A 12,732-nucleotide genomic window follows, 5' to 3' on the forward strand; every position below is an offset into this window, starting at 1 on the left:
CCCGATCCACCTACTGATTAATGGAATTGATTGCGTGAAAATTCTAGTTACTGGCGGTGCCGGTTTTATCGGTTCCGCGGTTATCCGACATATTATTAGCAATACTCGGGATAGCGTTGTTAACGTTGATAAATTGACCTATGCCGGTAATCTGGAATCCTTGCGTGAAGTAAGCGATAGCGAACGCTATGTTTTTGAGCATGCCGATATATGTGATAAAGAGGCAATGGCGCGTATTTTCGCTACCCATCAGCCTGATGCGGTAATGCACCTGGCTGCCGAGAGCCATGTCGACCGTTCTATCACCGGTCCCGCTGCGTTTATTGAAACCAATATTGTTGGCACGTATATCCTGTTAGAAACAAGTCGTGCTTACTGGTCTTCACTGGATGAGGCAGCAAAATCTACTTTCCGTTTCCATCACATTTCAACTGATGAGGTTTACGGCGATCTACCTCATCCTGATGAACATTATGACTCTACCCCGTTACCGCTGTTTACCGAGAAAACAGCGTACCAGCCAAGTAGCCCTTACTCAGCGTCAAAAGCGTCCAGCGACCATTTAGTTCGTGCCTGGATACGCACCTATGGTTTACCCGGGATTGTGACGAATTGTTCGAATAATTATGGCCCATACCACTTTCCTGAAAAGCTGATCCCTCTTGTTATCCTTAATGCGCTGGATAATAAACCATTGCCGATTTACGGAAAGGGCGATCAGATCCGTGACTGGTTATACGTTGAAGATCATGCTCGTGCACTGTATACGGTTCTGACCAGGGGTAAGCCGGGCGAAACCTATAATATTGGTGGCCATAACGAGAAGAAAAATATTGAAGTCGTTCAGACCATTTGTGATCTGCTCGATGACATGGTACCGAAAGAAACATCCTATCGCGCACAAATTACTTATGTCGCGGACCGACCAGGTCACGACAGACGTTATGCAATTAATGCTCATAAAATTAGCGACGAGCTCGGATGGACTCCCCTGGAAACCTTTGAAAGCGGCATCCGTAAAACGGTTGAGTGGTATTTGAATAACCAGAAGTGGGTTTCGAATGTGAAAAGCGGCGCCTATAAGAGCTGGATTGAGCAGAATTATGGGGAGCGTAAGTAAATGACGAAACGTAAAGGGATTATATTAGCTGGCGGATCGGGTACACGTCTTTATCCCGTGACAATGGCCGTAAGTAAGCAATTGTTGCCAATTTACGATAAGCCAATGATCTATTATCCACTCTCTACGCTTATGCTGGCAGGGATACGGGATATTCTGATTATCAGCACGCCTCAGGACACTCCCCGTTTTGAACAACTGCTCGGGAACGGTAGCCAGTGGGGATTGAATATCCAGTACAAAGTGCAGCCGAGCCCGGATGGCCTTGCTCAGGCGTTTATTTTGGGTGAAGAGTTTATCGGTGGGGATAATTGTGCACTGGTATTAGGCGATAATATTTTCTACGGACACGATCTCCCCAGACTGCTTGAAGGCGCAGCAAGCCAGCAAGAGGGGGCGACCGTATTCGCCTATCATGTCAGCGATCCGGAACGCTATGGCGTCGTTGAGTTTGATAAAGACGGTACTGCAATTGGCCTTGAGGAGAAGCCTCAGCAACCCAAGAGTAATTACGCAATAACCGGTCTTTATTTTTACGACAACGATGTGATTGAGATGGCCAAAAGTTTAACGCCGTCTGAGCGAGGTGAACTCGAAATTACCGACATCAACCGCATCTATATGCAGCAGGGACGATTGTCTGTCGCGATGATGAGACGCGGTTATGCCTGGCTGGATACCGGAACGCATCAGAGTATGATCGAGGCAAGCAATTTTATCGCCACAATTGAAGAGCGACAGGGGCTAAAAGTTTCATGTCCTGAAGAGATTGCGTTCCGACGAGGTTTTATTGATGCCGAACAACTTCGTGTGCTCGCTGATCCATTGAAAAAGACCGGGTATGGTCAGTATCTGCTGAATCTGACCAAGGGATTAGTCTGATTTGACGAAGTAAGCAGTTTTCCTCTGCTTACTATCGACTGCTCTTTAACGTCTTATTGTCGCTGTAAAACAGGTACTTTGCTTAGTGTAACGACAGGACTTTTTGTTGAGCAAAAACATTTTTCAAAAAAACTGAAACCTTGACAGCGAATGAAGGTTAGCGATAAAAAACGCTTAGTTAATCATTGTGGTGACTGTGTTATGGTCATCAAAAACTCAAACGTGTAGAAGTCAAACAAATGAAAATAACCATCTCCGGAACAGGCTATGTTGGTCTCTCAAACGGTATTCTGATTGCACAAAACCATGAAGTGGTTGCGCTGGATATCGTGCAGGCAAAAGTGGACATGCTTAACCAGAAGAAGTCCCCGATCGTCGATAAAGAGATTGAAGAGTACCTCGCGACCAAACCGCTGAACTTCCGCGCTACCACGGACAAAGAAGACGCTTACCGCGATGCGGATTTCGTCATCATCGCCACGCCAACCGACTATGATCCTAAAACCAATTACTTCAATACCTCTACCGTTGAAGCGGTGATTAAAGACGTTACGGCAATCAACCCGAACGCAGTGATGATCATCAAGTCGACAATTCCAGTGGGTTTCACCAAATCGATTAAAGAAGAGTTGGGTATTGATAATGTCTTCTTCTCGCCGGAATTTCTCCGCGAGGGCAGGGCGTTATACGATAACCTGCACCCATCCCGTATCGTGATTGGCGAGCGTTCCGAGCGTGCAGAGCGTTTTGCTGCGTTGCTTCAGGAAGGCGCAATCAAAAAAGATATTCCTGTCCTGTTCACCGATTCCACCGAGGCAGAGGCCATTAAGCTTTTCGCCAATACCTATCTGGCGATGCGTGTGGCTTACTTCAACGAGCTGGACAGCTATGCCGAGAGCTTAGGTCTGAACACCCGTCAGATCATCGAGGGCGTGTGTCTTGACCCGCGTATCGGTAACCATTACAACAACCCGTCCTTCGGTTACGGTGGTTACTGCCTGCCAAAAGATACCAAGCAGCTGCTGGCAAACTATCAGGCGGTACCAAACAACCTGATTTCCGCCATTGTGGATGCCAACCGCACGCGTAAAGACTTTATCTCGGATTCCATTCTGGCGCGTCAGCCGAAAGTGGTGGGTGTTTATCGTCTGATCATGAAGAGCGGTTCCGATAACTTCCGCGCTTCTTCCATTCAGGGGATCATGAAGCGTATTAAGGCGAAGGGCGTGCAGGTCATTATTTATGAACCGGCGATGCAGGAAGATGAGTTCTTCCATTCGCGTGTGATCCGCGATCTGGATGCGTTTAAGAAAGAAGCGGATGTAATTATCTCCAACCGTATGGCGGAAGAGCTGGCGGATGTGAAAGATAAAGTCTATACCCGCGATTTGTTCGGCAGCGACTGATCAAAATCGTGATAAAAAAAACCCGGCACTGTGCCGGGTTTTTTGTTTTTAAACGTTATAGAAGTTGCGGTACCAGTCGACGAAGTTTTTCACGCCTTCTTTGACTGAGGTTTGTGGTTTAAACCCAATAACGTCATACAGCGCTTTGGTGTCCGCACTGGTCTCCAGCACGTCCCCCGGCTGGATCGGCATCATATTTTTCACCGCTTCTTTCCCCAGCGCCTCTTCAAGCGCGGTGATGTAATCCATTAGTTCGACAGGTGAGCTGTTACCGATGTTATACACGCGATACGGGGCAGAGCTGGTTGCTGGCGAACCGGCTTCGACCGTCCAGTCGGCATCGGCCTGAGGAATAACGTCCTGTAGGCGAATAATCGCCTCCGCAATATCATCGATATAGGTGAAGTCGCGCTTCATCTTGCCGTAGTTGTATACGTCGATGCTGTTGCCTTCAATCATGGCTTTGGTGAATTTGAACAGCGCCATGTCCGGTCGGCCCCATGGGCCATACACGGTAAAGAAGCGCAGGCCAGTGGTAGGCAGATTGTACAGATGCGAATAGGTATGCGACATCAGCTCGTTAGCTTTTTTGGTTGCGGCATACAGCGATACCGGATGATCTACGGAGTCGTCAGTAGAAAACGGCATCTTACGGTTGAGGCCGTAGACAGAGCTGGATGAAGCATACAGAAGATGCTGAACCTTATTGTGGCGACAGCCTTCCAGCACGTTCAGGTGACCTACCAGGTTCGCATCAGCGTAGGCATGCGGGTTTTCCAGCGAGTAACGCACGCCCGCCTGTGCGGCAAGATGGATTACGCGGTCAAACTTCTCATCAGCGAAGAGGTTTGCCATGCCCTCGCGGTCCGCTAAGTCCAGCTTGTAGAAGGTGAAACTCTCGGATTTGAGCAGTTCGAGGCGAGCGAGTTTGAGGTTAGGGTCATAGTAATCATTCAGATTATCAATCCCAACAACTTCATGCCCTGCATCAAGCAGGCGCTTGCTGACATGAGAACCGATAAAGCCCGCCGCGCCCGTTACCAGAAATTTCATAGTTTCCTCATTTAGTCTGTGTTCTTGTTGATGCCACTGGGCATCAAAGTCCATCTATGATAACGCGTTGGAATCGACATACATAACCCATCTTTCCGATATAACTCATCGGATTCTTATAGAAAAATCGCCAGCAACAGATACACTAAGGAAACAAGATTATTTTTGCCCTTTTTCATCTGTTAGGGATTGTATGACGCAAAACAACAATAACCTGGTCACACGCAACAATGACCCGGAGCAAATTGATTTACTGGATTTAGTGCTACAGCTGTGGCGTGGTAAGTGGGTAATTGGAGCATTCGTTGCTGCTTTTATCGTTCTCGCCTTTGTTTACATCACTGTTGCTAAAGAGAAATGGACGTCATCCGCCATCATAGCCCAGCCAGATGCGGCACAAATCGCCACTTATTCCAATGCGTTGAATATCCTCTATGGTGGGGCAGCTCCATCCATGCTGGATATTCAGAATCGTGCTATTGGTCGTTTTAATTCCTCCTTCTCGGCATTAGCTCAGGCGCTGGAGAATCAGGAAGATCCGGAAAAACTGACTATTGAGCCTACCGTAAAAGGGCAAAGTTTACCTTTAACCGTAAGCTATCAGGGCGAATCCGCTGATGCAGCTCAAAAGCAATTAGCTCAGTATATTCAGCAGGTTGATGAGCAGACGGCTAAAGAACTGACGCTTGACCTCAGAGATAACCTCAAGCAGCAGATCACAACCCTGAACGACTCGCTTCAGAACCAGGAGAAAGTTGCACAGGAGCAGAAAGATCTGCGTATCAAACAGATCTCTGAAGCTTACAAGAATGCGGAAGCAGCTAAAATTAGTACTCCACAGCTCCAGCAAACGCAGGATGTCACTCAGGAAACCATGTTCCTGCTGGGTACCGTAGCGCTCAAGTCAATGATTGATAACGAAGCGTCACGTCCGCTGGTCTTCTCAGGCGCTTACTACCAGACCAAACAAAACTTACTTGATATTCAGAACCTCAACGTTAACCCAGACACTATTCACGTCTATCGTTACGTTATGAAACCTAATCTACCTATCCGTCGTGACAGCCCTAAAAAGGCCATCACCCTCATCCTTGCCGTTCTCCTCGGCGGGATCATCGGTTCTGCTGTCGTCCTCGGCCGTAACGCGCTGAGAAACTACAAGCCAAGAGCCTGATTTACACACAAAAAAAGACCGGGTCTCCCCGGTCTTTTTTTATTTATGTCGTTTCCGCAAATTCTCAATCACCGTCGTTAAATCCAGCTCCTGATCCTGGAGCAGCACCAGCAGGTGATACATCAAATCCGACGCCTCATTCGTCAGCTCCTCACGGTCATGCACGGTGGCCGCCAGCGCTGTTTCAACGCCTTCCTCACCCACCTTCTGCGCGATACGCTTGGTGCCGCTGGCGTACAGCTTCGCCGTGTACGAGCTCTCGGGATCCGCTGATTTACGCTCTGCCAGCAGCTGTTCCAGCTGATAGAGGAACAGCCACTGGTGGCTCGCCTCGCCAAAGCAGCTGCTGGTGCCTTTGTGACAGGTCGGGCCAATCGGGTTGACCAGCACCAGCAGGGTGTCATTGTCGCAGTCTGGCGTAATGCTGACCACGTTCAGGAAGTGGCCCGAGGTTTCCCCTTTCGTCCACAGGCGCTGTTTGGTGCGCGAGAAAAACGTCACCTTGCCGCTGTCGATCGTTTTTGCCAGTGCCTCCTGGTTCATGTATCCCAGCATCAGCACTTCGCCTGAAACGGCATGTTGTACAACCACCGGCAGTAATCCGTCAGTTTTTTCCCAGTCCAGCTGCGCCTGTTGTTGCTCTGTTAACATACCCTGATCTCCACGCCCTGGTCAGCCAGGTACGTTTTTAACTCACCAATATTGATAATCTGTTTGTGGAACACGGAAGCGGCCAGCGCGCCGTCTACGTTCGCATCGCGGAAGGCTTCAAGGAAGTGTTCCATGGTGCCCGCGCCGCCGGAGGCAATCAGCGGAACCTGGCAGACCGCGCGCACTTTTTTCAGCTGCTCGAGGTCGTAACCGTTGCGTACGCCGTCCTGGTTCATCATGTTCAGCACGATTTCACCCGCACCGCGTTTTTGTACTTCCTGCACCCAGTCCAGCGTCTCCCATTGGGTGACGCGCGTGCGGCTTTCATCGCCGGTGTACTGGTTGACGTGATATTTGCCCGTTGCGGCATCAAACCAGGTGTCAATTCCCACGACAATGCACTGCACGCCAAAGCGGTCCGCCAGACGCGTAATCAATTCTGGATCGGCGAGTGCAGGGGAGTTAATGGAAATTTTGTCCGCACCGAAAGAGAGAATTTTCGCCGCATCGTCAGCAGATTTAATCCCGCCCGCCACGCAGAAGGGAATATCAATCACCTCTGCCACGCGCGCCACCCAGCTTTTGTCCACCACGCGGCCATCGCTGGAGGCGGTGATATCGTAAAATACCAGTTCGTCTGCGCCTTCTTCGGCATAGCGTTTTGCCAGCGGAACGATGTCGCCAATGATCTCGTGGTTGCGGAACTGCACGCCTTTTACAACCTGACCATCACGCACGTCCAGGCAGGGAATTATCCGTTTTGCCAGCATTGAATCGCCTCCTTCACCGTAAATTTGCCTTCCAGCAGCGCGCGACCCACGATCACGCCGCGTACACCGCTTCCGCGCAGAGCGGCGATATCCGCCAGGTCGCCGATACCGCCAGAGGACTGAAACGCCACCTGCGGATAACGGGCGCAAACCTCTTCATACAGCGAGACGTTAGAGCCTGCGAGCGTACCATCGCGTGAAATATCCGTGCACAGGACGTGCTTCAGCCCTACCGGAAGATACATCCCGACCAGCTCTTCCAGCGTTACGCCGGAATTTTCCTGCCAGCCGCTGACTGCGACCTGCTTGTTACCCTGCGCGTCAATGCGCACATCCAGCGCCAGCACCAGCGCATCCGCACCGAAGCGGCGGAACCAGCCCTTGACCGTCTCAGGATCTTTCACTGCGGTCGAACCGACCACCACGCGCGCCACGCCCGCGTCCAGTAAGGCGGCAACATCGGCTTCCGTACGCACGCCGCCGCCTACCTGCACGGGGACGTCCACGCCAGCCACCAGTGTTTTAAGCAGCGGGATCTGGCGCTTCGCCGGATCTTTCGCGCCGGTCAGATCGACCAGGTGCAACACCTCAGCGCCCTCGGCGGCGTAAGCCTGTAACCGCAGCAGCGGATCGTTGCCGTAGTCGCGCTGCTGCCCGTAATCGCCCTGGTGGAGACGAACAACCGTGCCGTCAATCAAATCTAAAGCGGGAATTATCATCACATCTCCAGGAAATTTTTCAGCAGTTGCGCACCGGCGACGCCGGAGCGTTCCGGGTGAAACTGCACGCCGTAAAAGTTATCTTTCTGCACGGCGGCGGTGAACGCCTCGCCGTAATTGCACTGGGCGATGGTATAGGTATTCACTGGCATGGCGTAGCTGTGAACGAAATAGAAGTACGCGCCGTCTTCGATACCCTGGAACAGCCTGTTGCCCGCCTTCGGATAAACGCGGTTCCAGCCCATGTGCGGCAGCGGCAGGCCGTGGTCGGTCATTTTCGGCACGTCTTCTTCAATAATGCCCAGCAGATTAACGCCGTTGCTCTCTTCGCTGCGGCGGCCAAGCAGCTGCATGCCGAGGCAAATGCCCAGCACCGGTTGAGTACAGGCTTTGATGAGATCCACCAGCTCGCGCTCATGGATCTGATCCATCGCCGCCTGGGCGGTGCCAACGCCCGGCAGAAAGAGTTTATCCGCGCGCAGCACCACGTCCGGGTCGCGGCTCACCACCGGCTCGTAGCCGTGGCGCATAATCGCCGACTGTACGGAGTTCAGGTTGGCGCATCCGGTGTCCAGAATCACCACGTTCATTACAGCACTCCTTTCGACGAGGGCAGGGCGTCACCTTCCACGCGGATCGCCTGGCGCAGGGTACGGCCAAAGGCTTTGAACAGGCTTTCGACGCGGTGGTGATCGTTTTTGCCTTTGGTTTTCAGGTGCAGCGTCAGACCCATAGTGTAAGAAAGCGAGCGGAAGAAATGCTCCACCATCTCGGTGCTGAGATCGCCCACGCGCTGGTAGGTAAAGTCGGCTTTATATTCCAGATGCGGACGCCCGGAGATATCCATCGCGCAGCGCGCCAGGCACTCGTCCATCGGCAGAACAAAGCCGAAGCGGTTGATGCCGCGCTTGTCGCCGAGCGCCAGCTTCAGGGCTTCGCCCAGCGCCAGGCCGGTATCTTCCACGGTGTGGTGATCGTCGATATACAGGTCGCCCTTCACCGCGATTTCCATGCGGAAGCCGCCGTGCGTGGCGATTTGATCCAGCATGTGGTCAAAGAAACCGACGCCGGTGTGGATCTTGCTGCCGCCTTCGCGGTCGAGCCAGACCTTCACGTCGATCTGCGTCTCTTTGGTGTTGCGTTCAACGTGGGAATAGCGGTCGCGTCTGGTGAGCTGCTCGCCAATCATCGCCCAGTTTAGCGTGTCGCGGTTATAGCGCAGGCCCGCAATGCCCATGTTGTCCGCCAGCGTGATATCCGTGACGCGATCGCCGATCACATAGCTGTTGCCTTTATCCAGCGCCTCTTCCGCCAGATAACGTTCAACCAGCTTCACCTTTGGCTTGCGGCAGTCGCACACGTCGGCAGGCATATGCGGGCAGATCAGCACTTCGTCGAAGGCGATGCCCTGCGAGGTCAGCACCTGCATCATCAGGTTGTGCGGGCCGTCAAAGTCCGCCTGAGGGAAGCTGTCGGTGCCCAGACCGTCCTGGTTGGTGATCATCACCAGCTTATAGCCTGCTTTCTGAAGCTTCAGCAGCACCGGGATCACGTCGGGTTCAAACGCCAGCTTGTCGAAACGATCGACCTGAAAATCGCTGGGTGGCTCCGAGATGATGGTGCCGTCACGATCGATAAAGAGATACTTCTGACTCATACTTTCTCCGCTTTCAGGGCGTCAATCACGCGCTGGCTCTCTGCACGGGTGCCGACGGTAATACGCAGGCAGCCGCTCAGGGTAGGTTGTTTATTCTGGTCTCGTAAGATAATGCCCTGATCCCACAACGATTTAAATATCGCGCTTGAGGCGGTGAAGCGCACCAGGATGTAGTTGGTTTCCGAGTCGAACACCTGCTCCACGCACGGAATCGTTTTCAGGGCATCGACAAGATACTGACGCTCTTCCAGGATCTGCGCCACACGCTCGCGCATCGCGCTGATGCCCTGCGGAGTTAGCGCCTGTGCCGCAATATCGGCAACCGGCGTTGAGAGCGGATACGGGGCGATGACTTTCAGCAGCAGGTCGATAACCGCTTTATTCGCCAGCGTAAATCCGCAGCGAAGGCCGGCGAGGGCGAAGGCTTTGGAAAGGGTACGCAGCACAACGAGATGCGGATACTCCTCAAGCCAGCCTGCCAGCGTCGCCTGCGGGCAGAACTCAATATAGGCTTCGTCAGCCACGACCAGCGCCTTGCCGCGCGTCATCTCCAGCAGGGTGCGGATATCCTGCGGATGAATAATCTGCCCGGTGGGGTTGTTCGGGCTACAGACAAACACCACCTTCACGCCGTCGAGGTTATCGGCGATGCCCTGCAAATCCAGCTGCCAGTTGTCGAGCGCCTGTACGTTGCGGCAGGCCACGCCAAAGGTTTCGGCGCTGACGCTGTACATCCCGTAGGTGGGCTGGCAGTACATCACCGCGTCTTTACCCGGTTCGCAGAACGCGCGGATCAGCAGCTCAATCCCTTCATCCGCCCCACGGCTGACCAGCACCTGCTCAGGCTTCACGCCTGCATACTGGGCATAGTTCTCGATCACCGCTTTCGGCTGACACTCCGGGTAGCGGTTCAGCGTCTGCTGCGAAAGCTCAAAGGCCACCGCCGTGGGATATTCGTTGGCATTCAGCCAGACGTCGCCGTTCCCGCCCAGACGACGCGCAGACTGATAGGGCGTCAGGCGACGGACATTTTCGCGGGCTAATTCTTCGATGTTCATGCTTGCTCCTTCAGGGCGGCAACGCGCAGCGTCACGGCATTTTTGTGGGCAGTCAGGCGCTCGGCGGCGGCAAGGGTTTCAATGGTCGACGCCAGCGAGGCAAATCCCTCGCGGGAGAGTTCCTGCACGGTCATGCGCTTCTGGAAATCCGCCAGCCCCAGGCTGGAGCAGGTTGAGGTATAGCCATACGTCGGCAGCACGTGGTTGGTGCCGGAGGCGTAATCCCCGGCGGATTCCGGTGACCAGTCCCCGAGGAACACCGAGCCTGCGCTGGTTATGCTGTCGACCAGTTCGCGCGCGTTGCGGGTCTGAATAATCAGGTGCTCAGGACCGTACTGGTTGGAGATGGCGATGCACTGGTCAAGATCGCGGGCCACAATCAGGCGGCTGGCGGATAGCGCCTGACGCGCCGTTTCCGCCCGCGGCAGGTCAGCCAGCTGACGCTCAACGGCGTCGCCCACGCGTTTTGCCATGTCGGCATCTGGCGTCAGTAAAATCACCTGCGAGTCAGGGCCGTGCTCGGCCTGCGAGAGCAGGTCAGAGGCCACGAAATCCGGTGTAGCGCCGCTGTCGGCAATCACCAGCACCTCAGACGGACCGGCAGGCATATCAATCGCCGCGCCGTCCAGACGCTGGCTGACCTGGCGTTTCGCCTCGGTCACGTAGGCATTGCCCGGGCCAAAGATTTTGTCGACCTTCGGAATGGATCCCGTCCCGAACGCCAGGGCGGAAATCGCCTGCGCACCGCCCACTTTATAGATCGCCTGCACGCCGCACAGCTTCGCCGCGTACAGGATCTCGTCGGCGATCGGTGGCGGAGAGCAGAGCACCACCTTTTGACAACCGGCAATACGTGCCGGGGTGGCCAGCATCAGGACGGTCGAAAACAGCGGGGCAGAGCCGCCGGGAATATAGAGGCCGACGGACGCCACCGGGCGTGTCACCTGCTGGCAGCGTACGCCGGGCAGGGTTTCCACATCCACCGCCTGCAATTTCTGCGCGGTGTGGAAGGTATCAATATTTTTCACCGCGACGGCCATCGCCTGTTTGATGTCATCACCCAGACGATTGCTGGCATCAATGATTTCCTGCTCGGTAACCTGTAACGCGTCGACCTCAGTTTTATCAAACTTCGCGCTATACTCGCGCAGCGCGTCGTCCCCGCGGGCTTTGACGTTATCAAGGATCTCCGCCACGGTGCGGGTGATGCTCTCCGAGGCGGAAATTGCCGGGCGCATCAGCAGCTCGCGCTGTTGCGCGTCGCTACAGGTATTCCAGTCGATGATTGTGTTAAAGCTCATGGTCGTTACTCCATCATCTTCTCAATTGGCAGCACCAGAATGGAACTTGCGCCCAGCGCCTTCAGTTTTTCCATGGTTTCCCAGAACAGGGTTTCGCTGCTGACCATGTGCATCGCCACGCGCTGCTGGTCGCCCGCCAGCGGCAGAATGGTTGGACGCTCAGCGCCCGGCAACAGGGCAATCACTTCGTCCAGGCGCTCGGTCGGCGCATGCATCATGATGTATTTGGATTCACGCGCCTGAATCACGCCCTGAATGCGGGTCAGCAGCTTGTCGATGAGCTGCTGTTTGGCGTCGGCCATCTCGCCGTCGCGCTGAATCAGGCAGGCTTTGGAGCGGTAGATCACCTCCACTTCGCGCAGGCCGTTCGCTTCGAGCGTGGCGCCGGTGGAGACGAGGTCACAGATGGCATCGGCAAGGCCCGCACGCGGCGCCACTTCAACGGAGCCGTTCAGCAGACAGGATTTAAACTGCACGCCTTTTTGATCGAGGTAACGCTTCAGCAGGTGAGGGTAAGAGGTGGCGATACGTTTGCCGTTCAGCGCGGCCGGGCCGTCCCAGGCTTCATCGACCGGCGTAGCCAGCGACAGGCGGCAGCCGCCGAAGTCCAGACGACGCAGGGTAAAGTAGCGCGGATCTTCGCCCTGCGCGCGGCGGGTTAACAACTCTTCTTCCAGTACGTTTTCGCCGATGATGCCGAGATCAACGACGCCATCCATCACCAGGCCCGGGATATCGTCATCACGTACGCGCAGAATGTCGATCGGCATATTTTCAGCCAGGGCGATCAGGCGCTGGGTGTGCAGGTTGATTTTAATCCCGCAGCGGGCCAGCAGTTCGCGTGAATCGTCGCTTAAACGGCCTGATTTTTGAATAGCTATGCGTAAACGTGAGTTATCTAACATTCTGTGTTCCTCGTTAACCTGTTTTAACCTGTCTGA

13 protein-coding genes are annotated in these 12,732 nt (G+C 54.2%); 4 read left to right on the forward strand and 9 right to left on the reverse strand.

The features are described 5' to 3' along the window. The first annotated feature begins 34 nt into the window (after positions 1-34). From rfbB to ugd, 3 genes are all read left to right on the forward strand, one after another. On the forward strand, positions 35-1,120 hold the full coding sequence (gene rfbB, locus SK54_RS10045) for a dTDP-glucose 4,6-dehydratase (RefSeq protein WP_047728958.1): 1,086 nt from the start codon (positions 35-37) through the stop codon (positions 1,118-1,120). Then, complete coding sequence (gene rfbA / locus SK54_RS10050) at positions 1,121-2,002, forward strand: glucose-1-phosphate thymidylyltransferase RfbA (protein WP_047728955.1); 882 nt, start codon at positions 1,121-1,123, stop codon at positions 2,000-2,002. A gap of 239 nt (positions 2,003-2,241) precedes the next feature. After that, complete coding sequence (gene ugd, locus SK54_RS10055) at positions 2,242-3,408, forward strand: UDP-glucose 6-dehydrogenase (protein WP_003859477.1); 1,167 nt, start codon at positions 2,242-2,244, stop codon at positions 3,406-3,408. Between the two features lie 48 nt (positions 3,409-3,456). On the opposite strand, the gene SK54_RS10060 is transcribed toward ugd, so the two are convergent. Further along, on the reverse strand, positions 3,457-4,461 hold the full coding sequence (locus SK54_RS10060) for an NAD-dependent epimerase (protein WP_047728953.1): 1,005 nt from the start codon (positions 4,459-4,461) through the stop codon (positions 3,457-3,459). Positions 4,462-4,654: 193 nt separating this feature from the next. On the opposite strand from SK54_RS10060, the gene wzzB reads away from it, so the two are divergent. Beyond that, a complete protein-coding gene (wzzB, locus tag SK54_RS10065; RefSeq protein WP_047728952.1) occupies positions 4,655-5,635 on the forward strand; it encodes an LPS O-antigen chain length determinant protein WzzB in 981 nt (326 codons plus the stop codon). A gap of 39 nt (positions 5,636-5,674) precedes the next feature. Here wzzB and hisIE read toward each other — a convergent pair whose 3' ends face one another. The 8 genes from hisIE to hisG are packed head-to-tail and all read right to left on the reverse strand — an operon-like array spanning position 5,675 to position 12,696. Next, positions 5,675-6,286: a bifunctional phosphoribosyl-AMP cyclohydrolase/phosphoribosyl-ATP diphosphatase HisIE gene (gene hisIE, locus SK54_RS10070; RefSeq protein ID WP_017693103.1), complete on the reverse strand. Its 612-nt coding sequence runs from the start codon at positions 6,284-6,286 to the stop codon at positions 5,675-5,677. Beyond that, positions 6,280-7,056, reverse strand: coding sequence for an imidazole glycerol phosphate synthase subunit HisF (gene hisF, locus SK54_RS10075; protein ID WP_017383296.1), 777 nt, complete (start codon positions 7,054-7,056; stop codon positions 6,280-6,282). The genes hisIE and hisF overlap by 7 nt, the downstream gene beginning before the upstream one ends. Then, positions 7,038-7,775 (reverse strand): 1-(5-phosphoribosyl)-5-[(5-phosphoribosylamino)methylideneamino]imidazole-4-carboxamide isomerase, encoded by a 738-nt coding sequence (gene hisA, locus SK54_RS10080; RefSeq protein ID WP_047728951.1) that lies wholly within the window; start codon positions 7,773-7,775, stop codon positions 7,038-7,040. The genes hisF and hisA overlap by 19 nt, the downstream gene beginning before the upstream one ends. Then, positions 7,775-8,365 (reverse strand): imidazole glycerol phosphate synthase subunit HisH, encoded by a 591-nt coding sequence (gene hisH / locus SK54_RS10085; protein ID WP_047728950.1) that lies wholly within the window; start codon positions 8,363-8,365, stop codon positions 7,775-7,777. The genes hisA and hisH overlap by 1 nt, the downstream gene beginning before the upstream one ends. Continuing rightward, positions 8,365-9,432, reverse strand: a complete 1,068-nt coding sequence (gene hisB / locus SK54_RS10090; protein WP_047728948.1) for a bifunctional histidinol-phosphatase/imidazoleglycerol-phosphate dehydratase HisB — start codon at positions 9,430-9,432, stop codon at positions 8,365-8,367. Before hisB ends, hisH begins: the two co-directional genes overlap by 1 nt. Further along, complete coding sequence (gene hisC / locus SK54_RS10095) at positions 9,429-10,490, reverse strand: histidinol-phosphate transaminase (protein ID WP_047728947.1); 1,062 nt, start codon at positions 10,488-10,490, stop codon at positions 9,429-9,431. Before hisC ends, hisB begins: the two co-directional genes overlap by 4 nt. After that, a complete protein-coding gene (hisD, locus tag SK54_RS10100) occupies positions 10,487-11,791 on the reverse strand; it encodes a histidinol dehydrogenase (RefSeq protein ID WP_017693108.1) in 1,305 nt (434 codons plus the stop codon). The genes hisC and hisD overlap by 4 nt, the downstream gene beginning before the upstream one ends. A gap of 5 nt (positions 11,792-11,796) precedes the next feature. Beyond that, positions 11,797-12,696 carry an ATP phosphoribosyltransferase gene (gene hisG, locus SK54_RS10105; RefSeq protein WP_000886595.1) on the reverse strand — a complete coding sequence of 300 codons (900 nt, stop codon included), beginning with the start codon at positions 12,694-12,696 and terminating at the stop codon, positions 11,797-11,799. Positions 12,697-12,732: the final 36 nt, after the last annotated feature.

Origin of the sequence: Enterobacter sp. MGH120, from assembly GCF_001037725.1 — a bacterium.
Taxonomy (GTDB): Bacteria; Pseudomonadota; Gammaproteobacteria; order Enterobacterales; family Enterobacteriaceae; genus Enterobacter; species Enterobacter hormaechei_C.